This is a genomic window from Qipengyuania marisflavi (genome assembly GCF_005884405.1).
Lineage (GTDB): Bacteria > Pseudomonadota > Alphaproteobacteria > Sphingomonadales > Sphingomonadaceae > Qipengyuania > Qipengyuania marisflavi.
In genome coordinates this window covers 283,172-308,353 of record NZ_VCAO01000003.1, presented here as the reverse complement: position 1 = coordinate 308,353, position 25,182 = coordinate 283,172, and the positions used below count along the sequence as shown (strand labels likewise).

The window sequence follows — 25,182 nt, the reverse complement described above, 5'->3', positions numbered from 1 at the left end:
GCACGGGAAACAGGGGCCGGTAATTCATGGATGATCAAGACGGGGCGAGCGCCTTCGGGTTCGAGGGCAGCTGGCGCGAATTTGCGCCGATCGCTTTTACCAATCTGCTGCTGACCATTGTGACGCTGGGCATTTACCGCTTCTGGGCGACCCCGCGCGAACGGCGTTATCTGTGGTCGCGCAGCCGCTTTGTTGATGAAAATCTCGAATGGGCGGGCACGGGCAAGGAACTGTTTATCGGCTTCCTGCTGGTGCTTTTGCTGTTTGCCTTGCCGTTTTTTGTCATCAGCCAGGTGGCTCAGGCGCTGGTGATGCGCGGGCAGGAAGCACTCGGTACGATTCTGACACTCGGGTCATTCCTGCTCATTTTCTACCTCGCCGGTGTCGCCCGGTTTCGCGCGCTGCGTTATCGCCTGTCGCGCACTCGCTGGCGCGGTATTCGCGGCGGCAGTGACAATCAGGGGTTCGGGTTCGGCCTGTCCTATATGTGGAAGACATTGGTCGGTTATGTGGCGCTGGGCCTGATGATTCCGTGGTCGATGACCAGCCTGTGGAACGAACGCTGGGGCAAGATGAGCTTCGGCCCTTATGAATTCCAAGCCAATGCCGAATCGGGCGGCGTGTTTGCCCGCTTCCTGCTGTTTTATCTCTCGCCGCTTATCTTCTTCGTCGGCGCACTGGTGCTCGGTGCAATGGGGATGCTGGCTGGATTTGGAGTTGGCGGCGAAGAAGGCGCCAAAATTGGCGGCTTCGTGAGCTTGCTGGGCATTGCCCTGTTTTTCTATCTCGGCCTGGGCCTGATTGCGGTGGTGTTCTACGCCAAATATTACCGCGAGGTGGTCGGCGCGACACAGTGGCGCGATATCGGTTTCAGTTTCGAGGCATCGACCGGGGACTGGATCAAGCTGCTGCTTGGCGATTTTGCGCTGGTGGTGCTGACACTGGGCATCGGCTGGATTTTCCTGAGCTATCGCCATTGGAAATTCTTCATGGTCCATTTGGAAGCGCGCGGCGAAATCCTGCTCGACGAGCTGACCCAGTCGACCACCCGGACGGCCACGCATGGCGAAGGCCTGCTTGACGCGTTCGACATGGGCGCGATCTAGGCCGGTGGAGCAGGGCTTTCGCACCAGCGCACAGTGGTATGACGGCGTCACCGCGCGCCGGCACGAGGGTGAAGCCGAGTGGGATGGCAGCGGCCAGTTGCTGCTCCATTCCTCCGACGGGCAGAGCACTGCTGTCGCGCTGGAAGATCTGCGCTACTTCGAAAAACGGCGCGATTCGCTGGTCTATGCCCGTGACAGCGTGGCCGACTTTCGGCTGGTACTGCCCGCAGATCTGCCGCCCGCGCTGGACCGCGCCTTGCCCACACGCGGCGAATATGGCGCCTGGATCGACCGGATGGGGCTGGGCAAGGCGATCATCGGCTTCGGCGCAATCAGCGCGGTGGCGGTGGCCCTGTTCATGACCGCGCCCGAATGGCTGGGGCCGCGCGTCCCGGTCAGCTGGGAACGGAAAATGGGCGACGCCATGATCGGCAATTTCGGGGGCCGACTTTGCCACACACCCGCCGCCGATGCCGCGCTGGCCAAGATGCAGGATCGCATTGATCCGGCTGCGGGCGATATCCGGGTCGGCCTGGCCAATATCGACATGGTCAATGCCGTCGCCCTGCCCGGTGGGCAGGTGTTGATGTTCGACGGGATCATCCAGCAAGCCGAAAGCCCTGAAGAGCTGGCGGGCGTATTGGGGCATGAGATCGGCCATGTCCGCGAACGCCATGTGATGACCGCATTGCTGCGGCAGTTCGGGCTGTCGATCTTGCTTGCCGGGGCCAATTCAGGGCTGGGCGATACCGCCTTCGGAATTGCCGCTATGGGATATTCCCGCGATGCCGAGCTGGAGGCCGACGCCTATGCCCGCAAGCAGATGGCGAAGGGCCGCGTTTCGCCTTTGGGCGCAGCGGGCTTTTTCGAGCGGATGGCTAAGGAAAGCGGCGAGGGTGAAAGCCCTGCGCTGATCGGCTGGATCGCCACGCACCCCTCGTCCCGCGACCGCGCAAAGGCTTATCGCACCTCGGCAACTGAGGGTGCCGCCTATCCCCCGGTGCTGACCAAGCAGGAATTCGCCGCGCTCAAATCCGCGTGCAAGGACGATCCCGATGTCGAGGATTTCGACTTCTTCTGATGCCATCGGTCACAGCAGGCTTGCACTGCGGGCCGCCGCGCCCGACAGCGTGACGCCATGATCGAAACGCAATTCCACACCATGCCAGACGGCCGCCGCGTCGCCTTCCGGCTGCATCGCGGGGCTGATCCCGCGCTGGTCTTCCTGCCCGGCTATATGTCCGACATGGCAGGCGGCAAGGCGAGCGCGCTAATGGCATGGGCGCAGCAGACAGGGCGCAGCTGCCTGCTGATGGATTATTCGGGCTGCGGGACAAGCGCGGGCGAATTTGCGGATGGCACGCTGTCGCGCTGGTCCGCCGAGGTGGCGGCGCTGATCAAAGTGCAATTGGACGGCCCCGTGGTGCTGGTGGGATCGTCGATGGGCGGCTGGCTGATGCTGCTGGTGGCACGGGCGTTGAGCACGCAGGTCGCAGGGCTGATCGGCATAGCCGCCGCGCCGGACTTTACTGATTGGGGCTATGGCGAGGGCGACAAAGCACGGCTGGCAGCGGGTGAGATCGTACTTGAGGACAATCCTTACGGCCCCGAACCCACGCCGATCCATCCCGGCTTTTTTGCCGATGGTCAGGCGCAATTGCAGCTTGGCTCCACCATTCCGATCGATGCGCCGGTGCGGCTGATCCACGGCCAGCGTGATGCCGATGTGCCGTGGCGGCTCAGCCTGCAGCTGGCCGAGGCGCTGCGTTCGGACGACATACAGGTGACGCTGGTAAAGGACGGCGACCACCGCCTGTCGCGGCCGCAGGATATTGCCCTGCTGCTGCGGACTGCGGCTCTGTTGACGGAGACATTCGAGTGATTGCTGCTGCCCTTGCCCTGCTGATGATGCAGGCCGGACCCAATCCTGCCGATGGCGCGATTCAGGGTCTGCCCGATGAACTGCGCAACCGCGCCCCGCGCGCACAGCCGCAGACTGCCGCACCTGCGCGCAACAGCCCGCTAACCGATTGCCTGCTGCTGTCGCGGGACGATGCCGATGCGGCGCTCGACCGTGCGCAGGCGTGGCGCGAGAGCGCGAACAGCAATCTGGAACTGGCGCAATCGGCGCATTGTCTGGGGCTGGCACTGGTGGCGCTGGAACGCTTTGGCGAAGCGCAGCAGATCTTTTCGCTGGCCAGTGAAGAGGCTCCGCTCGAAGCGCCTGCCTATCGCGCACGGCTGGCGGCGATGGCGGGCAATGCCGCGCTGGCTGCGGGCGATGCCGATGGCGCTGCCGGGCTGTTTGCCGGTGCGGTGGAACATGCCAAGGCTGCCGATGATTCGGGACTGACAGCCGGGCTTCATATCGACCGCGCACGTGCGCTGGTGGCGCTGGACCGGCTTGACGAAGCCGCTGCAGCGCTGGCGCAGGCCCGCGCCAGTGACCCCGCCAATGCACAGGCGTGGCTGCTATCGGCCACGCTGTCGCGCCGTCAGGAGCGGCTGGGCGAAGCGCAGCAATCAATTGAATACGCCGCCACTCTGGCCCCCACCAACCCGGCCATCGGGCTGGAAGCAGGCGTAATCGCCGCTCTGGCGGGCCGCGAACAGGATGCGCGGCGCAGTTTTGCCTCGGTTATCGATGTCGCCCCGGACAGCGATGAAGCCCGCCGCGCGCAGGTCTATCTGGCGCAGCTCCAGCCATGACCACATATTCCGTGCTCGATCTGGTGCCTGTCCGCCAGGGCGGAACTGTGGCCGAAGCGCTGAGCGCTGCGACCGAGCTGGCACAGTCTGCCGAAGCTGCAGGGTACCGCCGGTTCTGGGTGGCCGAGCATCACGCGATGGAGGGCATTGCGGGCGGCGCCACCGCCGTGGTGCTGGCGCATATCGGCAATGCCACCAGCACGATCCGGATCGGCTCTGGCGGGATCATGCTGCCCAATCACACACCGTTTCAGATCGCCGAGCAGTTTGGCACGCTGGACGCGCTGTTCCCCGGCCGGATCGACCTTGGACTGGGCCGCGCGCCGGGGGCCGGGCCGGAATTGCAGCGCGCCTTGCGCAAAGACCTCCACCGCGCAGCGGAAAGCTTCCCGCAGGACGTGGCCGAGCTGCGCGCTCTTTTCACCGGCGACATCGATTTGCCGATCCGCGCAACGCCCGGTTTCGGCGCAAACCCGCAATTGTGGATGCTGGGCAGCAGCCTGTTCGGTGCCCAGCTCGCCGCGCGGCTGGGCCTGCCCTATGCCTTTGCCAGCCATTTTGCCCCCGACCAGCTGGACAATGCGCTGGGCGTCTATCGCCGCGATTTCCAGCCATCGGAGGCGCTGGCGCGTCCGCATGTGATGGCGGCGATGAATTTGTTCGTGGCTGACACTGCTGAAGAAGCTGAATATCTGGCGACCTCGCAGATGCAGGCTTTTGTCGCGCTCAGGACCGGGCGTCCGGGCAAATTGCCGCCGCCTGTTCGCGGTTACCGCGATACGCTGCCCGCCCCCGCTGCTGCCATGCTGGCGCATATTGGCCAGGCCAGCGCCACTGGCACACCCCAGCAGGCGCGCGACGCAGTCGCCGCATTTGTGGCGCGAACCGGCGCTGACGAGATTGTCTTTGCCGGCCCGACTTTCGATCCCGCGGGGCGCATCCGCTCGCTCGAATTGGCGGCCGATATTATGGGCAGAGCAGCCGCCGCCGCATAGGAATGCACGTGACCGGCGCGTCGGGTCTTGCGACGCTACGGCAACAGGCCTAGGCGCGGCGGGTTAGTTGTGCCTGTCACGACATGGATATTACACCGCCGCGACATGATCGTGCGCCGACAAGCGAGAGGCCCCCGATGGGTTCGAAGACCGCCACCAAGTCCGCATCGGACGCCCTTCCCAAGCCCCTGCTGAAAGCCTTTGCGACGCGCATGGAGCAGTCGCTGCTGCGCGGCGACACGCCCTTCCGCAAGGAGCGGCTTAACGAAGCCGCGCAGTTCCTGCTGGGGGCGGCGATGCAGCGCGAGTTCGGCAAATTGTCGATCGAACTGGAAAGCGTCAGCGACGAATACCGCTACACAAGGATCGCCATCGTCAATGACGATATGCCGTTTCTGGTCGATTCGGTTGCCGCTGCTATCGCTGGGCTGGGACTGTCGATTGACCGGCTGGTCCACCCGGTTATCCCGGTGGTCCGCGATGACGATTGCACGCTGACCAGTGTCCCCTCGGATGATCCCGAGGATGGCTATTACGAATCGCTGATCTATGTCGAAACCGCGCGCGTCGATGCCAAGGCGCGGCGTGAATTGCTGGCGGTTTTGCGCCGCGCGCTGGGCGATGTCCGCGCTGCCGTGAACGACTGGCCCAAGCTGCAAAAAGCGATGGCCGATGATGCCGCGCAAATCGAAGAAACCGAAGGCGCGGCGCTGCTCGACTGGCTGAACGAAGGGATGCTGACCCAGCTGGGCCATCTGACCCGGCACCGCGATGGCAGCCAGACCGATGCGCTGGGGATCTGCCGCAAAAGCGCGAAGGATCTGCTCGCCGATGCCTCGTTCGAGCGTGCCTTTGCCTGGTTTGACAGTCGCCGCGATGCGCGCGTTCCGCTGATTATCAAGGCCAATCTGCTGTCACATGTGCACCGCCGCGTGCCGCTCGACCTGTTCATTGTGCCGGTGCGCGACAAGGACAAGGTCACTGCCCTGTCGGTCCATGCCGGTGTCTGGACCAGCGCCGCGCTGGCGGCCCCGCCGCGCACCGTGCCGGTGCTGCGCCGCCATCTCGACGATCTGCGCGGGCGGCTGAGCTTTGACGATAGCAGCCATGCGGGCAAGGCGCTGGTCCATGCGCTGACCGCGCTGCCGCATGATCTGATGATCGGTTTTCCGGACGAGGATGTCGAGCGGGTATCCACCGCGATGATGAGCCTGGTCGACCGCCCGCGCCCCCGGCTGGCGCTGGTCGAGGCGCCGCTAGCCCGCCATCTGTTCGCCTTCGTGTGGTTGCCGCGCGATATGCTGGCGACGCAGGTCCGGCTGGAAATCCAGGCGCTGCTCGAAGATGGCGCTGCGGCGCGGATGCTCGACTGGAGCCTCGAGGTCGAAGGCGGCAATCTGGCAATGCTGCGCTTTGTGCTGGATATTCGCGAGGCTGGCCGCGTGCCTGACGAGGCCACGCTGGAAGAACAGCTGCAAACCATGCTGCGCGGCTGGGGCGAAGCTGTCGAGGCCGAACTGGCCGGGATGGAAGATACCGCCCGCGCCGCTGCTGTGGCGCTGCGCTTTGCCGATGCCTTTCCCACCGCCTATCGCGCGCGTTTCGGCCCGCAAGAGGCCGCGCGCGACATTGCCCGGCTGCACCGGCTGGGCGCCCATGCCGACAGCGAACAGGCCAGCCAGCGCGACGCGCGGATGTATTTCTGCGAGCGCGAAAAGGCCGGGTGCCTGCGGCTGAAACTGTATCAGGCGGAAGGCAGCCTGCCGCTGTCCTCTGCCGTGCCGACGCTGGAGGATTTCGGCTTCCATGTGCAGTCCGAAATGCCCACCGTGCTTGATGATGGCAAGCTGGGTACAATCCATGATTTCCGGCTCGACCTGCGGCAGGGCAGCGATGTCGAAAGCCTGATCGAACGCGCCGACCAGATCGAAACCGCCATCGCCGCCGTGCTCAATGGCGAGGCGGAGAATGATCCGTTCAACCGGCTGGTGCCCGAAGCCGGGCTGACCGCGCATGAAGCCAATTGGCTGCGCGCGATCTATCGCTACCTGCGGCAGGCCGGGATGGGCTTCACCATCTATACTGTGGTCGATGCGCTGAGCGCTGCGCCCGATGTAACCCGCGCGCTGATCGCGCTGTTCACGGCGCAGCATGACCCTGCCTTCAAGGGTAATCGCGACAAGGCGGTGGAAGATGCGGCCGGCGCCATCAAACGCGGCCTGTCCAAGGTTCAGGCAATCAATGACGACCGCCTGCTCAGGCTATACAATTCTGTTATCGACGCGGTTCTGCGCACCAATGCCTTTTCCCCTGCGGCGACAGAAGCGCTGGCGTTCAAGATCGATTCGCAACTGGTCCCCGGTCTGCCCCGGCCAATCCCCTGGCGCGAAATTTTCGTCTATTCGCGGCGCGTCGAAGGTATCCATCTGCGGTCCGGCCCGATTGCCCGCGGCGGGCTGCGCTGGTCCGACCGGCGCGACGATTTCCGCACCGAAATCCTGGGCCTGATGAAGGCGCAGCGGGTCAAGAATGCCGTGATCGTCCCGACCGGGGCCAAGGGCGGGTTCTATCCCAAGTTGCTGCCCAACCCGACTATCGACCGCGATGGCTGGGCGGCTGAGGGACAGGGCAGTTACGAGGTGTTCATCCGCACGCTGCTGTCGATCACCGACAACATTGTGGACGACAAGGTGGTGCATCCAGATCAGGTGGTGATCACCGATGGCGAAGATCCTTATTTCGTGGTCGCTGCGGACAAGGGCACGGCCAAATTCTCTGATATCGCCAATGCCATCGCCGAAAGCCGCGATTTCTGGCTGGATGATGCTTTCGCTTCGGGTGGGTCGAACGGCTATGACCACAAGGCGATGGGCATTACCGCCAAGGGCGCATGGGTTTCGGTCCAGCGCCATTTCCTGGAAATGGGCGTGGATGTGCAGTCCGAACCGGTAACGGTGGCGGGCTGCGGCGATATGTCGGGCGATGTGTTCGGCAATGGCATGTTGCTGTCCAAGGCGATCAAGCTGGTCGCCGCCTTCGATCACCGCCACATTTTCCTCGACCCCGATCCCGATCCGGCGGCCAGCTGGAAAGAACGCCAGCGGATGTTCAACCTGCCGCGTTCGAGCTGGGAAGATTACGATCCCAAGCTGATTTCACGCGGCGGCGGCGTGTTTGCGCGCGATGCCAAGACGATCAAATTGTCCAAGACCGTGCAAAAGCTGCTCGATATCGAACATGGCGAGGTTGAGCCGGAAATGCTGATCTCTGCCATCCTCAAGGCACCCATCGATCTGATGTGGTTTGGCGGCATCGGCACCTACATCAAGGCCGGGGCGGAAAATAACGTCCAGGTCGGCGATCCGGCCAACGACTCGCTGCGCGTGGATGCCAGTGCCGTGCGCGCAAAGGTGCTGGGCGAAGGTGCCAATCTGGGCATCACGCAGGCGGGCCGTATTGAATTTGCGTTGGCCGGTGGACGCATCAATACTGACTTTATCGACAATTCGGCAGGCGTCGATTGTTCGGATAACGAGGTCAATATCAAGATCGCGCTCGCCGCTGCCAAGCGTGCCGGGCGGCTGTCCGAACCCAAGCGCGTCAAGCTGCTGGAATCGATGACCGGTGAAGTGTCGGCACTGGTGCTCGAAGACAACCGCCTGCAAGCGCTGGCGCTGTCGATTGCCCAGACCGGCGGCGAACGCGCGATGAATTCGCAGCTCCATCTGATCGAAACGCTCGAAGGCGGCGGCAATCTGGATCGCCGCACCGAAGGGCTGGCCGACAATCAGACGCTGAGCCGCCGCGCTGCGGATGGCATCGGGCTAACCCGGCCGGAACTGGCCGTGCTGCTGTCCTCCACCAAGCTGGTGCTTCAGGATGCCATCGAAACCAGCCCGCTGGCCGATGACAAGGCGCTGCACGACCTGTTGATGAACAGCTTCCCCGAACCGATGCGCGGGCCGTATCGCAAGCAGATCGAAACGCACCGGCTGCGGCGCGAGATTATCGCGACCAAACTGGCCAACCGCATGATCAACCGCATGGGTATCGTGCACCCGTTCGAGCTGGCCGAAGAAGAAGGCGTCGAGCTGTCGCAAGTCGCCGCCGCCTTTGTCGCTGTGGAGCATTTGTTCGACCTTGCCCCGTTATGGGAAGAGCTGGAGCAGGCCGACATGGCCGAAAAGGCGCGGCTGGTGCTGTTTGACCGGCTGGCGGCGTCGATCGGCAATCTGGTTTCCGACGTGCTGCGCGCCGGAGCAGGCCAGATCGAGCCGAGCAAGATGTTCGCCGAACTGGGCAAGGGCGTACGTATCCTGACCGAATCGACCGACCAGCTGCTGGCCAAGGAATTGCGCCTGCAATCGGCCAAATTGCAGGAAGGCTTCACCGCTGTCGGCGCGCCGGAGCGGATTGCCGAGCATGTCTCGCGCCTGTTCGATCTGGATGGCTCGGTCGGTTTGGCCAGACTGGCGAAAGAAACCGATATCGAACCCAAATCGCTCACGCTGGGCTTCAGCGCGATTGGCGAGACGCTGGGTATCGACTGGGCGCAAAGCACTGCCGCGCTGATGAACCCTTCGGATGTGTGGGAACGGCTGCTGGTGTCCGGCCTCGCACGCGATTTCCAGCAGATGCGGCTGGACCTGCTGCGCCGTCTGTCGCGCCGTAAGGGCGCCAAGGAAGACATGCCCGAAGCGGTTGCCAAATGGGTCGATGACCACGAAGGCGGCGTGCGCCAGTTCCGTGCCATGATCGACCGTGCCCAGTCGCAAAGCCCGGTTGCCCCGGCAATGCTGGCGCAGATTGCCAGCATGGCCCGCAACCTGCTGGGCCGGTGACAGTGCGCTGTGCCCTGCCGCTTGACCTCGGCCCATTTTGACGCCAGCCCTTCCCGCGATGGAGCAGTATGACATCGTCATCGTGGGTTCGGGGCATGGCGGCGCGCAAGCCGCCATCGCGCTGCGCCAGGCCGGGCATGAGGACAGCATCCTCATGGTCAGCCGTGACCGCAATCCGCCCTATGAACGGCCCCCGCTGTCAAAGGATTATCTGGCGGGCGAGAAACCGTTTGAACGGATCCTGATCCGGCCAGAACAATTCTGGGCTGATCGCAATGTAACCTTGCGGCTGGGCTGCAACGTCGATGTCGTCGACTGGATGAGCCACGAACTCGCGCTCTCTGACGGCGGTAAGGTCGGCTATCGCAAGATGATCTGGGCGGCGGGCGGCGATGCCCGCCGGCTCTCTTGTCCCGGAGCCGATCTTGCAGGAATTCACACCGTCCGCAGCCGCCGCGACGTGGACGCGCTGCGCGCCGAACTGGCGGTCGGAGCGCGCCGCGTAGTAATCGCTGGCGCCGGATATATCGGGCTGGAAGCCGCCGCCGTGTTGCGCAAGCTGGGCTGCGAAGTGACGGTGCTGGAACGGCTCGACCGCGTGCTGGCGCGGGTTGCCGGGCCGGAGCTATCCGCCTTCTACGCCGCCGAACACAGTGCGCAGGGCGTCGATCTGCGGCTGGGTACCGGGGTGGAGCGGATCGAAGGCGAGGACGACCGTGTAAGCGCGGTGGTTTCCGATTCCGGCGAAACCATCGCCTGCGATATTCTGGTGGTGGGCGTGGGCATCGTCCCGTCCGTCGGCCCGCTGATTGCTGCCGGTGCCGCAGGCAGCAACGGGGTCGATGTGGACACGTTCTGCCGCACCTCGCTGGATGATATCTACGCCATCGGCGACTGCGCCGCGCACGCCAATCCCTATGCAAGCAACAAGGTGATCCGCCTCGAATCGGTGCAGAACGCCAATGACATGGCGACCACCACCGCGCGGTCGATCATGGGTGACAAACAGGATTACGATGCCGTGCCGTGGTTCTGGTCGAACCAGTATGATCTGCGTCTGCAAACGGTCGGATTGTCGCTGGATTATGACGCCACCGTGCTGCGCGGCGATCCCGAGGCGCGCAAGTTCAGCGTGATCTATCTGAAGGAAGGCCACGTGCTGGCGCTCGATTGCGTCAACAACACCCGCGATTATGCGCAGGGCCGCAAGCTGGTGGAAGCGCGCGCGGAGATAGAACCGGCGCTGCTCGCCGACACCGAGGTTCCGCTTAAAGAGATGCTCTGAGCTGCCCGGCAGCCCAGTCCGCCGCCTCGGCAACCGCCGGGTCGGGATCAGCGCGCAACCTCTCGACCTGCGGCACCAGATGCCCCTTTCCGCTATTGCCCGCAGCGTAGAGGCAATTGCGCACAAACCGGTCGCGCCCGATCCGCTTGATGGGCGAGCCGGAGAAAAACTGCCGGAAGCCAGCATCATCGAATGCCAGGAAATCCGCCAGCGGCGGCGCGATCAGTTCTACGCGCGGGGCGAGCTTCAAATGGCGGTGCGCAGTGTCGGCAAACTTGTTCCACGGGCACACTGCCAGGCAATCGTCACAGCCATAGATACGGTTGCCCAGCGCCTTGCGGAATTCCACCGGGATCGGCCCCTTGTGCTCGATCGTCAGATAGGAAATGCACCGCCGCGCATCGAGCCGGTAAGGCGCGGGAAACGCATCGGTCGGGCAGGCGTCCTGACAGGCACGGCACGAACCGCAATGGTCGCTGCCCGGCGCATCCATGGCAAAATCCAGCGTTGAGTAAATCGCGCCAAGGAACAGCCAACTGCCATGTGTGCGGCTGACCAGATTGGTGTGCTTGCCCTGCCAGCCGATCCCCGCCGCTTGCCCCAGCGGCTTTTCCATTACAGGGGCGGTATCGACGAACACCTTGAGCTGGCTGTCCGGTTCGCGCGCCACCAGCCAGCGGGCGAGCGTTTTGAGCGCCTTTTTCACCACATCGTGATAATCGCGGCCATGCGCATAGACCGAGATGCGCGCCTTGTCCGGCGCATCCGCCAGCGCCAACGGATCGCCATCGGGGGCATAGCTCATGCCCAGAGCGATCACGCTGCGCGCTTCTGGCCACAGCCCCTGCGGACTGGCGCGCTGAGCCTTGCGCGTCTCCATCCACTCCATCGCACCGTGGCTGCCCTCGCCCAGCCATTGTTCCAGCCGTTCGCCGCGCAGCGCGTCGGGCGCCGCGCTGGTGAAGCCGCAGGCGACAAAGCCCAGCCGGGCAGCTTCCTGCTGCAGATCGGCCTGCAGCGCAGCGATTGAACGGTCCTTAACCAAACTTCCTGTTGCTCCCGTTCACGCATGGCGGGTACGCCGCTGGGCATGCTTACCCAGCCAAGCGCGGCGCCGCGACCCTTAACACACACTCGCCCGCTGGCCATCGAGGCGCGCGGCCTGGTCAAACGCTTTGACAACACGCTGGCGGTGGACGGTGTGGACATCGCCGTGCCCGAAGGCGCGATCTACGGCATCCTTGGCCCCAATGGTGCGGGCAAGACCACAACCCTGCGGATGCTGCTGGGCATTATCGACCCCGATGCCGGGGTGCGCCGGGTGTTCGGGAATGACCGCCCGCACGAGGTCGCGCGGCTGATCGGCTATCTGCCCGAAGAACGCGGGCTGTATCCGGCGATGAAATGCGACGAGGCAATTGCCTTTATGGGCGCATTGCGCGGATTGCCGCTGGAAGAAGGGCGCAAGCGCGGGCGCGAACTGCTGGAAAATCACGGGCTGGGCTATGCGATCGACCGGCAGATCCGGCAGCTGTCGAAGGGCATGGCGCAAACCGTGCAATTGCTTGGCACGCTGGTCCATCACCCCCGGCTGGTGGTGTTTGATGAACCGTTCAGCGGGCTTGACGCGATCAACCAGGGCAAGCTGGAAGTGATGATCCGCGATCTGGCACGCGGCGGGACGACGGTGATTTTCTCCACCCATGTCATCCACCACGCCGAACGGCTGTGCGATGATGTGGCGATCATTGCCGGGGGACGCGTGCCCTATGCCGGTTCGGTCGATCTGGCACGCGACCGGATCCCGGCGCAGGTCCGGCTGGAAACTGCGCGCGGCGAGGGTGTTTGGCGCAGCGCGCTCCCCGAAGACGCGCGGCATGACCACAAGGCCAGTGCCAGCCATTTCTGGCATTTCCCCATTCCCGATACCGGTATCGAGGCGCTGCTCAAGCGGCTCATAGAAGGTGAGGCGGGCATCCTGTCGCTGTCGATCGAACGCGCGGGCCTGCATGATGCCTTTGTCGAGATTGCCGGAGAAGCGGCGGCGCGCGCGCTGGCCGAAGATGCGCAGGAACAGGCGTGATGGACATCCCCCATGACAAGGCCCGGCTGTCGCTGTTTGCTGCTGCCCGCGTGGTCGCCCGGCGCGATTTCCATGCCATTCTGTTCAGCCGCGCGTTCTTCTTCTTCTTGCTCGGCCCGCTGTTTCCGGTGCTGGTCGGGGCGATGGCAGGCGGCATAGGCGGACAGGTCCAGCGTGAGGCAGCGGTCAACACGCTGGCGCTGGCAATGGCCCCTGCGGACAACGCTGCAATGCTGCGCGCGCGCGAACGGCTGGCCCCGCAATTGGGGCAGGGCCTGCCCACGCTGACCCCGGCAGAACAACAGATCGCGCCGGAGGAAATACTCAAGCTGACCGGGGAGAATTACGCTGCCGTCATTTCCGGCACACTCACCGCGCCTGTGCTGACCGGACCCGAAGGCCCGATTGCCTATTGGAGCGGGCCGGTGGCGCTGCTGGCCGCCAATGCCGCCGCTGACACCCCCGCCGCCTATCCTGCGGTTACGCGCAGCCCCACGGCGACCAGCGTGGCCGCGGCCCGGTCCGACCGCATCCGCACCGCGCAGGCCGGACAATTGCTGCTGTTCCTGCTGATGATGCTGCTGGCGGGCATGGTGCTGTCCAATCTGGTCGAGGAAAAGGCCAACAAGGTGATCGAAGTGCTGGCCGCCGCCATCCCGATGGATGCGGTGTTCTTTGGCAAATTGTTCGCCATGCTGGGGGTCAGCTTTGTCGGGATCGCCGTGTGGGGATCCTTTGCCGCACTGATCATAGCGCTGGGCGGCGATGCGCTGCCGTCTCTGCCCACGCCCGCGCTGGGCTGGCCGCTGTTTATCGCGCTGGGCATTGTCTATTTCGCGATGGGTTATCTGCTGCTGGGATCGCTGTTCCTGACCATTGGCGGGATGGCGGCGACAGTACGCGAGGTGCAGACGCTATCGATGCCGATCACCATGATGCAGCTGCTGGTGTTCTTCCTGGCCGCTTATGCGATTACCCAGCCCGGATCGCTGCTCGAACTGGCGGCGGCGACTTTCCCGCTCAGCTCGCCATTTGCGATGCTGGCGCGGGCGGCTCAGTTCGAATCGCTGTGGCCGCACGCCCTGGCAATTGCCTGGCAGGCGCTGTGCGTGCTGCTGTTCGTGCGGTTTGGCGCGGCGCTGTTCCGCCGCAGGGTGATGAAGTCCGGCAAGGCAGGGCGCGCCGGCAAGACCGCCCGCCGCGCAGCCTGACGTCGGAAACCTCCAATCCATCAAGCCTGCTGCCATGTAGGTTCCGCTTTGCAACGCACTATTGACATCATTGTCAGCTAGGGCACGATGCCATCAAGTCAGGGCGCGCAGCAGATCCGTCCGGCAGGAGAGAGATAGCCATGGCCACCACCGCCCCCGAGAAGCCACAATTCCGCACTGCGCCCACCGCGCATCGCGCGTTGCAGGATCATTACGAATCCAATCCTGAATGGCATCCCGACCATCCGCATGAATGGGATGTCAGCCGGTCGGACATCTATTTCGAAGACCGCTGGCAGCCCATCTTCGCTGACATGCGCGCCAAGGGTCCGATGCATTACATCCCCGAGAGCCCGTTCGGCCCCTATTGGGCGGTGGTGCAGCACAAGGCGATCCAGCATATCGAGGCGCTGCCCGAGCTTTTCTCCTCAAGCTGGGAGCATGGAGGGATCACGATCCTCGACCGGCTTGATGACGAAAAGCTGGCCGAAATGGGCCGCGAACGCTTCGAACTGCCGATGTTTATTGCGATGGACCGGCCCAAGCACACTGGCCAGCGCCGCACTGTCGCCCCCGCCTTCACGCCCAGCGCTATGAAGGGCATGGAAGACAGCATTCGCCAGCGCACCGGCGAATTGCTCGACACACTGCCGCGCGGCGAAGTGTTTGACTGGGTCGATACTGTCTCGATCGAACTGACCACCGGAATGCTGGCGCTGCTGTTCGGCTTCCCGTGGGAAGATCGCCGGTTGCTGACCTTCTGGTCCGACTGGGCGGGTGACACCGAACTGGCGCTGGTGCGCGATCTGGACGAGCAGCGGCAGGGCATCTTGCGCGAAATGGCGATGTATTTTCAGATGCTGTGGATGGAGCGGACCAATCAGGATCCCGCGCCCGACCTGATCTCGATGATGATCCATTCCGAAGCCATGAACCAGATGGATCCGCAGGAATTCATGGGCAATCTGGTGCTGCTGATTGTTGGCGGCAACGACACCACCCGCAACACGATGAGCGGGATCATCCACGGCCTCGACAAATTTCCCGAGCAACGCAAATTGTTCGAGGAACGCCCCGATCTGATCCCCAATGCCGTGCAGGAGTGCATCCGGATGCAGACCCCGCTGGCGCATATGCGCCGCACGGCGAGCGAGGATACCGAACTGTTCGGCGAGCAGGTGAAGAAGGGCGACAAGCTGGTGCTGTGGTATCTGTCCGCCAATCGCGACGAGGAAGTGTTCGACAACCCCGACAAATTGCAAATCGACCGCGACAATGCGCGGCGGCATCTGGCGTTCGGCTATGGCATCCACCGCTGCGTGGGAGCCCGGCTGGCCGAACTGCAATTGCGCATCCTGCTGGAAGAAATGCACGAACGCCGTCTGCGCGTGCATGTTGCCGGCGATGTCGAGCGAGTGCGTGCCAATTTCGTTCATGGCTTCCGCAAGCTGGAAGTCGAAGTCACCGAATTCTGATCTGCGACAAGCGCGGTTCAGACGCACCATGATAAGGCGGCTGCATGACTGATACCAAAACACTCCCCGCTACGCGCCGCGGCCTGCTCGGCTGGCTTGGCGCAACCGCCAGTTTTGCCGTGCTGGCCGGATGCGGTTCAGGCCGCGCCGAGGCGAAGAATTACCCGGTCGCACTGAGCGAGGCGGAATGGCGCAAGAAGCTGACCAAGGCGCAATTTTACGTGCTGCGCGAAGAAGGGACCGAACGGCCCTACACCTCGCCGCTCGACAAGGAGAAACGCGCCGGAACCTTCGTCTGCGCGGGCTGTGACAATGCGGTTTATTCCAGCAAGACGAAGTTCGATTCGCGCACCGGCTGGCCCAGCTTCTGGCAGGCGCTGCCCGGCGGGGTCGGGACCAGCAAGGATTACAAGATCGGCTACCCCCGCACTGAAGTGCATTGCGCCGATTGCGGCGGCCATCTGGGACATATCTTCAACGATGGCCCAAAACCGACGGGCAAACGGCACTGTATCAATGGCGCGGCGATGAAATTCCGCGCCGCCTGATTCGGGTTGCGCTTAGGACGCCGTCCGGTCTTCGGCCAAAACCAGCGTTGGGCATTGCACCGTTGCTGCCAGCAATGAAAAATCGCGCAGGGTGAAGGTGTTGTCGAACACCAATCCATAGCTGTGATCACGCCGCCAGCGGACCTTCGCGCGGATTTCGGGCAGTTGCTCGCCTTGGATGCGCACGGTCTGGTCGATTGCAAATTGCGCCTCGCAATCCACGCGCGCGCCCTGTTGTGACAGGTTTTCGGCAATTGCTTCATGCCGCGCGGTCAGCGTGGTGAGGACCAGCGGCATCGCCAGATTCAGCCGCAGCTGGCGCTTGGGGAAGGCCCAGGATTCGTGGATCAGTTGCTCCACCGCGACTGAGCCATCGAAGCGAAAGTTTGCCTCGCGGCCATCTTCGCTCACCTTTTCAAGCTCGAAACATTCGCCGTTCTGCAGTTCGAGCGCGATCTGTTTGCACATCGGCAGATCGTGGAAGGTGCGCAGCTTCACCCCTTCCTGTGACACATCGCGGATTACGCAGACGAACTCGCCCTGCGCCGATACGATCTTCGCAGCGCGAATCAGCGAAGTGTAACGCGGCACTGCGCGTTGTTCTTCCTGCTGATCCTCAGCCGTATTGGTGTGATTGAAACCCGTCGCCAAATCCATGTCGTCCCCTGACCTTTCAAGATCGGCCCGCGCCTTGCGGCGAAACCATCACTTGCACTGGACCAGTGCCCCCTTGAACGCACCTACTGGAGCGATAGGGGTTAACACGCAGGGCGCGGGACAGGGTGAACGGGCTTTAAAGGTTTGGTGCGGGTGGCGGGACTCGAACCCGCACGAGCAAAGCTCAGGGGATTTTAAGTCCCCGGCGTCTACCATTCCGCCACACCCGCGCTGCGCGGGGGACTAGAGATAATGCTGCGGTGCTGCAATCGCCTGCGCGACGCATTGCCATCAATCTTCGTTGAGGCGGCGGCGCATATCCTTGCCAGGCTTGAAATAGGGCACGCGCTTGGCGGGCACATCGACCGCTTCGCCAGTGCGCGGGTTGCGGCCCTTGCGCGCTTCTCGCTCGCGGGTTGAAAACGCCCCGAAGCCGCGCAATTCGACGCGGCCACCTTCGGCCAGACGTTCGGCAATTTCATCGAAAAAGACATCGACGATCTGCTCGATCTCTTCCGCGCGCAAGCCTGGATTGTCCTGCGCCAAGGCGGAAAGGAGTTCGGATCGAATCATGCGGTAATCTCCTGATCACGTGCGATGCGACGCGACCCGTGCTCTGGTTTCTCAGTGCGCCCCAAGCTCGACCAGCGGCGCATGCGCCGGTTCGAAGAAAAGCATTTTGCCAGATGGCGCGCCTTGCTGCAAGTAAACATGTGTAATCAATGTGGGTGGGCGGCGGTCACGGCCCCTCAGGCGTCGTGCAGCAGCTCCTCGGCGCGGATGCCCAGCCGAGCCATGCGGCCGCGAATTTCCGGCCACTCTTCCTGCAAAAACGCAGCGCGTTCGCGCGCGCGCAGAGTATCAGCGGCACCGCGCACCACATACATTCCAACCCCGCGCTGCACCTCGACCAGCCCATCAGCCTGGAATTGCTGATAGGCCTTGGCCACGGTCAGCGGGTTCGCACCCTGCTCCGCCGCCAGAGCGCGCACCGATGGCAGCATCTCGGTTTCGGCATAACGTCCATCGATGATCGCGGCGGCAATCATGTCGCGCAATTTGAGATAAACGGGCTTCGACTGGGTGGACATGGTATTTCCCCGATGCGTAAGTGCATCAGTGCCATAATACAGCGCCGCGCGCAAGGTTCCCGTCTGCGGCAAATTAGGACGGCTGTCCGCAGCGAAACCTGTCGCGCTTGTAACTATTGCTTCACAACTGCGCACAAGGCGTTAGGTTGCCCGCCCATGACGGCCCTGAGGGGGCCGGACCAGATAATGGATATTGGGGAGTTCGCATGAAAGACATGGCACTTTGGGGCACGGAGGACTGGATTGCGGGTATCGCAGCAGTCGTCCTGGCAATTTTTCTCATCGCTGGCGCCTGGGCGGTAACCCGCAAGGAGCCTGAAGTCGCTGGCCATCCCAAGGGCCTGTATATCCTGTTCTTCGCCGAAATGTGGGAGCGGTTCTCCTATTACGGCATGCGCGCGCTGCTGATTTTCTACCTGACGCAGCATTGGCTGTTCAACGACAGCGCTTCCAACATTGTCTACGGTGCCTATGTCAGCTTGGTGTATATTACCCCCGTGCTCGGCGGCTGGATTGCTGACCGCTATCTGGGCCAGCGCAAGGCGGTGCAGTTCGGTGCAGTCTTGCTGACCTTCGGCCACTTCCTGATGGCATTCGAAGGGACCGGCGGACAGAACGATCCGACGATCAACATCTTCTGGCTTGCTCTTGCCTTCATCATCGTGGGCTCGGGCTTCCTCAAGGCGAACATCTCGGTCATCGTCGGCCAGCTTTACCCGCGCACCGACGTCCGCCGCGATGGCGCTTACACCATCTTCTACATGGGCATTAATGTCGGCGCAGCGATCGGTACGATCGTAGCGGGCTATCTCGGCGTGACGCTGGGCTGGTCCTATGGCTTCGGCGCTGCCGGTATCGGCATGCTGCTGGGCCTGATCGTCTTCGTGCTTGGCCGTCCGTTGCTGCTTGGTCAGGGTGAACCGCCCAAGCTGCTCGCCAAGGGCACCGAAATGATCATGTACGCAGTTGGTATTGTCGGCGTCGCCATCATGTGGCTGCTGATCCAGTACCAGTCGGTGGTAGGCGGCCTGATGCTGCTGTCGGGTGTCGCTCTGCTTGGCTATGTCCTGATGGAAGCCTTCAAGCTGGAAAAGCAGCCGCGTGAGCGGATGTTTGCGATCCTGTTCCTGATCGCGCTGCAGCCCCTGTTCTGGGGCCTGTTCGAACAGGCGGGCGGCTCGCTCAACCTGTTCACCGACCGTTATATCGATCTGGGCGGTGTTCCGGCACCGATCTTCCAGTCGATCAACCCGATCTACATCATCCTGCTGGCTCCGATCTTTGCATGGCTGTGGACTTTCCTGGGCCGCAAGGGTCTGGAACCGTCCACTCCGGCCAAGTTCGGCCTGGGCCTGATCCAGCTGGGCTTCGGCTTCCTGGTGCTGGTCTGGAGTGCGGCATCGGTAGGGATCGACGCGAAGGTGCCGGTCATCTTCCTGTTCGGCATCTACTTCTTCCACACCACTGGCGAGCTGTGCCTGTCACCTGTCGGCCTGTCCGCGATGAACCGGCTGGCGCCGCGTCATCTGGCCAGCCTGATCATGGGCGCTTGGTTCTTCGCCACGGCTGGCGGCAACTATGTCGCGGGCATGATCGGCGCTGCGACCGGCGGCGAAGATGGCGCGATGACGCGTGAGGCAACCATGGACATCTATTGGCAGATCGGCCTCGTGGCGATCGGCGTGGGTCTGGTGGTTATCCTCATTTCGCGCTTCGTGAAGCATTGGATGCATCTCGACACGCTGGCCGATGACGATGTCGGTGACGATCTGCTGGGCCAGAGCGAAGGCCCCGGTGAACCACAGGGCGCCGGGATCCATCCCGCCACCCGCCAGCAAGACTGACAATGACAAATAAGGGCGCGGTTCAGGCCGCGCCCTTTTTCTTTGGGGATCCGATGAAACAACTCCGCTTTTCGATCATCGCCGCGCTCGCATTTGTTGCCGCCGCCTGCTCCACTACCAATGGCGAGGGGCCGAAAACCGCCTCCGACACACAGACCGCCAAGGATGCGCCAACCCCGTTCCCCTCCACCTACAACCGCTATCCCGGCCGCCCGACCGCATTAGTCGGCGCGACCGTCTATGACGGCAATGGCGGACGGATCGACAATGGCACGGTACTGCTGCGCGATGGCGAAGTGGTGGCAATTGGCGATGCGGCACTGGCCACTGACGGGTACGACCGGATCGACGGCACGGGCAAATTCGTCACCCCCGGCATTATCGACATTCACAGCCACCTTGGCGATTATCCCAGCCCCAGCGTCGATGCGCATTCGGACGGGAATGAAGCGACCAGCCCGACCACGCCCGAAGTCTGGGCCGAACATTCGGTCTGGCCGCAGGACCCCGGCTTCAGCCGCGCGCTGGCCAATGGCGGGATCACCAGCCTGCAGATCCTGCCCGGCTCGGCCAACCTCATGGGCGGCCGCTCGGCCACGCTCAAGAACGTCCCCGCGCGCACTGTGCAGGGCATGAAATTCCCCGGCGCGCCCTATGGCTTCAAGATGGCGTGCGGCGAAAATCCCAAGCGCGTCTATGGCGGCAAGGGCCGGATGCCATCCACCCGGATGGGCAATTTCGCCGTCAATCGCCAGACCTGGCTCGACGCCAAGACCTATGCCGATGGCGACCGCAAGAAACGCGACCTCGCCAAGGAAACGCTCGCCGGCGTCCTAGATGGCGATATTCTGGTCCACAACCATTGTTACCGCGCGGACGAAATGGCGCTGGTGATGGATATGGCCAAGGAGATGGGATATAAAGTCAGTGCCTTCCATCATGCGGTCGAAAGCTACAAGATCGGCGACCTGCTCAAGGAAAACGACGTGTGCAGCGCGATCTGGGCCGACTGGTACGGCTTCAAGATGGAAAGCTATGACGGCATTCAGGAAAACGGCGCCTTGCTATGGAAGGCCGGGGCCTGCGTCGTTATCCATTCCGATGACGAAAACGGTATCCAGCGGCTGAACCAGGAAGCCGCCAAGGCGCAGGCTGCGGGCAGGCGGATGGGCATCGATATTCCCGATGCCGAAGTGGTCCGCTGGATCACCCTCAACGCCGCCAAAGCGATGGGCATCGATGACATGACCGGTAGTCTGGAGGCCGGAAAAATGGCCGATGTGGTGCTATGGAACGGCGATCCGCTGTCAGTATATTCGCGCCCCGAAAAGGTCTGGATCGACGGCGCGCTGATGTATGATGCCAATGATCCCAAACGCCGCCCGATCAGCGATTTCGAGCTGGGACAGCCCGGTGCAGGAGACGTGAAATGAACGCCCGCGCACTCCTCCTCGCCGCCGCTGCCGTAACAGCATGCGCCAGCCCTGCCGCCGCGCAGGACATGGTCATCACCAACGCCACCGTCGCCACTGGCGATGGCTCCGATCCGGTTCAGGGTGCCACTGTTGTGGTCCGCAGCGGCCGCGTGGTCGCCGCCGGGCAGGGCGTGGCCGTGCCCGCCGGAATGCCGGTAGTCGACGGGACCGGACGCTGGGTCACGCCCGGCATCTTTGCTTCGCTGACAACGCTGGGCCTGTTCGATGTGGGCGGGGTGCAGGAGAGCAATGACAGCGGCGCGCGCAATTCGCCCTTCGGTGCTGCGCTCGACGTGGCTCCCGCCCTCAATCCGGCATCGCAGCACGTCGCAGTGGCGCGCGCTTCGGGGATCACCCGCGGCAGCGTCTATTCGCAACCATCCAGCTCGATCTTTGGTGGCCAGGGCGCAGTGGTCGATATGGGCGCAGACAGCACCATGCTGGTCCGCCCCCGCGCCTTCCAGATGGTGGTGCTGGGCGAATATGGCGCAAGGCTGGCAGGTGGCAGCCGCACCTCCGCACACGCGCTGTTCCGCAATTCACTGCGCGAGGCGCGGCAATATGGCAGCGATGCCCGGATTACCGGCGGCGGCGCGCGCGGTCAGGTTTCGACGGGTGACGACATTCCAGTCGATACGCGGATGATCGACAATGCCGCCAATCGCGGTGACGATGTGCTGCTGACCCGCTTCGATGCGGCGGCGCTGGTGCCAGTCGTGCGCGGCGAGCAGAAACTCTATGTAGTGGTCGAACGCGCCGCCGACATTCGCAATGTGCTGGCACTCAGGCAGGAATTTCCCCGGCTCGACATGGTGTTGGTCGGGGTCAGCGAAGGCTGGCTGGCCGCCCGCGAAATCGCGGCGGCAGGGGTGCCGGTGATTGCCGATCCGCTCGACGATCTGCCCTCCAGCTTCGAACAGCTGGGCGCAACGCAGAGCAATGTTGGACGGATGATTGCCGCCGGGGTCAAGGTGGCACTGGGCGGACTGTCGGGCACCACCGGAGACCAGCCCAAGAATCTCGCGCAATATGCCGGCAATCTGGTGGCGCTGACCCGCGTACCGGGGGCCACCGGGCTAAGCTGGGGGCAAGCCTTTGCCACCATCACATCCATCCCGGCATCGATTGCGGGCTATGGCGGCCGGTTCGGCACGCTGACAGCGGGCGCGGCTGGCGACATGGTAATCTGGGACGGCGACCCGCTCGAAGTGTCGAGCGCGCCGGTCACGGTGTATATCGACGGGGTCGAACAACCGCTCGACAATCATCAGAGCGGCCTGCGCGAACGCTACCGCGACCTGGACGAGAGCCAGATGCCCAAGGCGTATGACTGGTGAACGCGGTGAAGCACACCATGCTTGCCGTTGCCGCAGTGATGCTCGTCGTGCCAGCGCTGGCGCAGGAAGAACCCGCAGCTGTTGACCGGTCGCAGGACATGGCGTGGCACAGCGCGCAGCAATCCTATCTCTCCGGCCTCGCCGCTGCCGATGGTTGGCGCGCGTTGCCCGGCGGGCTGCACTGGCGGCGCACCGCCGGCGACGGATCGGGCGCGCACCCCAGTGTCGAGGACACGGTAACGGTCCATTACGCCGGGACGCTGATCGACGGCACGGGCTTCGACAGCTCCTACGAACGCGGCGAACCTGCCACCTTCCCGCTGGGCCGGTTGGTCAAGGCATGGCAGATGGCGATCCCGCAAATGGGCGTGGGCGACACCATCGAAATCGCCGCCCCCGCAGACCTCGCCTATGGCCCGGTTGGCAGAGGCCCCATCCCGGGCAACGCCACGCTGCTGTTCAAGATCGAGCTGTTGGCGATTGCGGGAAAGTAGTGCGTTCGGCTGGGGCTGGCCGCCAAACCCGCTCCTAAAGCGTGACCTAAGCCCGCGCCTCTTCCACGCCTGCCGAATTGTGCCGTAGCGCGGTGAGCACGGTGTCGACGATCTGCGGCGCATTCAGCCCGGCTTCGTCATATTGCTTCATCGGATCGCCGTGGTCCTGAAACGCGTCGGGCAGGCGCATGGTGCGGATCTTGAGGCCTGCATCCATCAGTCCCCGGTCACTGGCGAGCGTCAGGACATGGGCACCCAGCCCGCCAATCGCGGCTTCCTCTACCGTCACCACAACATCGTGATCGCGCATGGCCTTTTCGATCAGCGCGCTGTCGAGCGGCTTGGCGAAGCGCAGATCGGCAACTGTGGTGGAAAGCCCCTTGGCCTCCAGCTGGTCGGCCGCTTTGAGCGCCTCCTGCAAGCGTGTGCCCAAACTGAGGATCGCGACCTTGGTGCCGTGGCGGACGATGCGGCCCTTGCCGATCTCTAGCTTCTGCGGAACCTCTGGCAAATCCACGCCCACGCCGTTGCCGCGTGGATAGCGGAAGGCGATCGGGCCATCGTCATATTCGGCGGCGGTGTAGGTCATGTGGACCAGCTCCGCCTCATCAGCGGCGGCCATCACCACCATATTGGGCAGCGTTGCCAGATAGGTGACGTCGAAGCTGCCCGCATGGGTCGCGCCGTCGGCACCCACCAGACCGGCGCGGTCGATAGCGAAGCGCACGGGCAGGTTCTGGATGCACACATCGTGCACCACCTGATCAAACGCGCGCTGGAGGAAGGTGGAATAGATCGCGGCGAAGGGGCGCATCCCCTGCGCGGCCAGACCGGCAGCAAAGGTCACGCCGTGCTGTTCGGCAATGCCGACGTCGAAAGTGCGGTCAGGATGCGCCTTGGCAAAGCGGTCCACGCCGGTGCCGCTGGGCATTGCGGCAGTGATCGCGCAAATTCGGTCATCGGATTCGGCCAGCTTGGCCAGCGTTTCGCCAAATACGTTCTGATAGGCGGGTGCACCGGGGGCGGACTTCGCCTTTTCGCCCGTCACCACATCAAATTTCGGCACGCCATGATATTTGTCATCGCTGTCTTCAGCGGGGCCGTAACCCTTGCCCTTTTTGGTAACGACATGGATCAGCACCGGACCCTGTTCGCTGTCGCGGACATTTTCGAGCACAGGGATCAGATGGTCCAGATTGTGGCCGTCGATGGGGCCGACGTAATAAAAGCCCAGCTCTTCAAACAAAGTCCCGCCGGTCACCATGCCGCGCGTAAATTCCTCGGCTTTTTCGAGACCTGAGTGCACCCGGCGCGACAGCTTGCGCGCGAGTTTGGAGGCCAGAGTGCGCAGGCCGAGATATTCGCTGCTCGATACCATACGCGCCAGATAGGCGGACAAGCCGCCCACCGGCGGGGCGATGGACATGTCATTGTCATTGAGGATCACGATCAGGCGATTGCCAGCCTGTTCGGCATTGTTCATCGCCTCATAGGCCATGCCAGCGCTCATCGCGCCGTCGCCGATCACGGCAATCCCGCGCCCCGGCTTGCCCTGCAACTTGTTCGCCACAGCAAAGCCCAGCGCCGCGCTGATCGAGGTGGAGGAATGCGCCGCGCCGAACGGATCGTATTCGCTTTCGCTGCGCTTGGTAAAGCCGCTCAGCCCGTCAGCCTGACGCAGCGTGCGGATGCGGTCGCGGCGTTCGGTCAGGATCTTATGCGGGTAGGCCTGATGGCCAACATCCCACACCAGCCGGTCAGCCGGCGTATCGAACACATAATGGATCGCCACGGTCAGTTCGACCACGCCCAGACCCGAACCCAAATGCCCACCGGTAGAGCCGACGGCATTGATCATTTCGGCGCGCAATTCGTCCGATAGCTGGCGCAATTGCGGCTGTTCAAGCTTGCGGAGTTCGCGGGGATTATCAACCGTATCGAGCAGCGGTGTGTCAGGGCGTGAAGTCATGGCCGAGGGCCATACACTGGCTGTTCTAGCCTGTCGATGAACCGTTCACAGATGCTGTCAGG

The 25,182-nt window shown here is 63.4% G+C and carries 20 protein-coding genes and 1 tRNA gene; 15 read left to right on the top strand and 6 right to left on the bottom strand.

Translation table 11 applies throughout. The features are described 5' to 3' along the window. Positions 1-26 precede the first annotated feature (26 nt). The 7 genes from FEV51_RS08530 to FEV51_RS08500 all read left to right on the top strand — a co-directional run bounded on the left by FEV51_RS08530 (position 27) and on the right by FEV51_RS08500 (position 10,936). Positions 27-1,106, top strand: a complete 1,080-nt coding sequence (locus tag FEV51_RS08530; RefSeq protein ID WP_138617872.1) for a YjgN family protein — start codon at positions 27-29, stop codon at positions 1,104-1,106. Further along, a complete protein-coding gene (locus tag FEV51_RS08525) occupies positions 1,078-2,187 on the top strand; it encodes a M48 family metallopeptidase (RefSeq protein ID WP_222927449.1) in 1,110 nt (369 codons plus the stop codon). The genes FEV51_RS08530 and FEV51_RS08525 overlap by 29 nt, the downstream gene beginning before the upstream one ends. Before the next feature lie 57 nt (positions 2,188-2,244). Next, entirely contained in the window at positions 2,245-2,988 is a 744-nt protein-coding gene (locus FEV51_RS08520) for an alpha/beta hydrolase (protein ID WP_138617868.1), read from the top strand. Then, positions 2,985-3,815, top strand: coding sequence for a tetratricopeptide repeat protein (locus FEV51_RS08515; RefSeq protein ID WP_138617866.1), 831 nt, complete (start codon positions 2,985-2,987; stop codon positions 3,813-3,815). Before FEV51_RS08520 ends, FEV51_RS08515 begins: the two co-directional genes overlap by 4 nt. Then, on the top strand, positions 3,812-4,810 hold the full coding sequence (locus FEV51_RS08510) for an LLM class flavin-dependent oxidoreductase (protein ID WP_138617864.1): 999 nt from the start codon (positions 3,812-3,814) through the stop codon (positions 4,808-4,810). Before FEV51_RS08515 ends, FEV51_RS08510 begins: the two co-directional genes overlap by 4 nt. Positions 4,811-4,947: 137 nt before the next feature. After that, positions 4,948-9,651 (top strand): NAD-glutamate dehydrogenase, encoded by a 4,704-nt coding sequence (locus tag FEV51_RS08505; RefSeq protein WP_138617862.1) that lies wholly within the window; start codon positions 4,948-4,950, stop codon positions 9,649-9,651. Between the two features lie 58 nt (positions 9,652-9,709). Next, the gene (locus FEV51_RS08500; RefSeq protein ID WP_138617860.1) at positions 9,710-10,936 is read left to right on the top strand and encodes an NAD(P)/FAD-dependent oxidoreductase; all 1,227 of its coding nucleotides are present in this window, start codon (positions 9,710-9,712) and stop codon (positions 10,934-10,936) included. Here FEV51_RS08500 and queG read toward each other — a convergent pair. Then, a complete protein-coding gene (queG, locus tag FEV51_RS08495; protein ID WP_138617858.1) occupies positions 10,920-11,981 on the bottom strand; it encodes a tRNA epoxyqueuosine(34) reductase QueG in 1,062 nt (353 codons plus the stop codon). The genes FEV51_RS08500 and queG overlap by 17 nt on opposite strands. Before the next feature lie 45 nt (positions 11,982-12,026). Here queG and FEV51_RS08490 point away from each other — a divergent pair, with 45 nt between their 5' ends. From FEV51_RS08490 to msrB, 4 genes are all read left to right on the top strand, one after another. Then, positions 12,027-13,019 carry an ABC transporter ATP-binding protein gene (locus FEV51_RS08490; protein ID WP_138618223.1) on the top strand — a complete coding sequence of 331 codons (993 nt, stop codon included), beginning with the start codon at positions 12,027-12,029 and terminating at the stop codon, positions 13,017-13,019. Then, on the top strand, positions 13,019-14,230 hold the full coding sequence (locus tag FEV51_RS08485) for an ABC transporter permease (protein WP_138617856.1): 1,212 nt from the start codon (positions 13,019-13,021) through the stop codon (positions 14,228-14,230). Before FEV51_RS08490 ends, FEV51_RS08485 begins: the two co-directional genes overlap by 1 nt. Positions 14,231-14,370: 140 nt before the next feature. Beyond that, the gene (locus FEV51_RS08480) at positions 14,371-15,705 is read left to right on the top strand and encodes a cytochrome P450 (protein ID WP_138617854.1); all 1,335 of its coding nucleotides are present in this window, start codon (positions 14,371-14,373) and stop codon (positions 15,703-15,705) included. Positions 15,706-15,749: 44 nt separating this feature from the next. After that, positions 15,750-16,253, top strand: a complete 504-nt coding sequence (msrB, locus tag FEV51_RS08475; protein ID WP_138617852.1) for a peptide-methionine (R)-S-oxide reductase MsrB — start codon at positions 15,750-15,752, stop codon at positions 16,251-16,253. Positions 16,254-16,265: 12 nt separating this feature from the next. Here the strand turns inward: msrB and FEV51_RS08470 are convergent, their stop codons facing one another. The 4 genes from FEV51_RS08470 to FEV51_RS08455 all read right to left on the bottom strand — a co-directional run bounded on the left by FEV51_RS08470 (position 16,266) and on the right by FEV51_RS08455 (position 18,001). Continuing rightward, positions 16,266-16,910 carry a PilZ domain-containing protein gene (locus tag FEV51_RS08470; protein WP_138617850.1) on the bottom strand — a complete coding sequence of 215 codons (645 nt, stop codon included), beginning with the start codon at positions 16,908-16,910 and terminating at the stop codon, positions 16,266-16,268. A gap of 145 nt (positions 16,911-17,055) precedes the next feature. Continuing rightward, positions 17,056-17,140: transfer RNA gene (locus tag FEV51_RS08465), tRNA-Leu, on the bottom strand. 61 nt (positions 17,141-17,201) lie between these two features. Next, positions 17,202-17,483 (bottom strand): integration host factor subunit beta, encoded by a 282-nt coding sequence (locus FEV51_RS08460; protein ID WP_138617848.1) that lies wholly within the window; start codon positions 17,481-17,483, stop codon positions 17,202-17,204. Positions 17,484-17,659: 176 nt separating this feature from the next. Continuing rightward, positions 17,660-18,001 carry a GntR family transcriptional regulator gene (locus tag FEV51_RS08455; RefSeq protein ID WP_138617846.1) on the bottom strand — a complete coding sequence of 114 codons (342 nt, stop codon included), beginning with the start codon at positions 17,999-18,001 and terminating at the stop codon, positions 17,660-17,662. Positions 18,002-18,207: 206 nt separating this feature from the next. Between FEV51_RS08455 and FEV51_RS08450 the strand changes: the two genes are divergently transcribed. From FEV51_RS08450 to FEV51_RS08435, 4 genes are read left to right on the top strand one after another with little or no spacing between them, the layout of a single operon-like run. Continuing rightward, on the top strand, positions 18,208-19,845 hold the full coding sequence (locus FEV51_RS08450) for a peptide MFS transporter (RefSeq protein WP_138617844.1): 1,638 nt from the start codon (positions 18,208-18,210) through the stop codon (positions 19,843-19,845). Between the two features lie 53 nt (positions 19,846-19,898). Beyond that, positions 19,899-21,278 (top strand): amidohydrolase, encoded by a 1,380-nt coding sequence (locus tag FEV51_RS08445; RefSeq protein WP_138617842.1) that lies wholly within the window; start codon positions 19,899-19,901, stop codon positions 21,276-21,278. Further along, on the top strand, positions 21,275-22,657 hold the full coding sequence (locus FEV51_RS08440) for an amidohydrolase family protein (protein WP_138617840.1): 1,383 nt from the start codon (positions 21,275-21,277) through the stop codon (positions 22,655-22,657). The genes FEV51_RS08445 and FEV51_RS08440 overlap by 4 nt, the downstream gene beginning before the upstream one ends. Continuing rightward, positions 22,654-23,151 carry an FKBP-type peptidyl-prolyl cis-trans isomerase gene (locus FEV51_RS08435; RefSeq protein ID WP_342773741.1) on the top strand — a complete coding sequence of 166 codons (498 nt, stop codon included), beginning with the start codon at positions 22,654-22,656 and terminating at the stop codon, positions 23,149-23,151. The genes FEV51_RS08440 and FEV51_RS08435 overlap by 4 nt, the downstream gene beginning before the upstream one ends. A gap of 46 nt (positions 23,152-23,197) precedes the next feature. Here FEV51_RS08435 and dxs read toward each other — a convergent pair whose 3' ends face one another. After that, positions 23,198-25,120 carry a 1-deoxy-D-xylulose-5-phosphate synthase gene (dxs, locus tag FEV51_RS08430; RefSeq protein WP_138617838.1) on the bottom strand — a complete coding sequence of 641 codons (1,923 nt, stop codon included), beginning with the start codon at positions 25,118-25,120 and terminating at the stop codon, positions 23,198-23,200. Positions 25,121-25,182 lie beyond the last annotated feature (62 nt).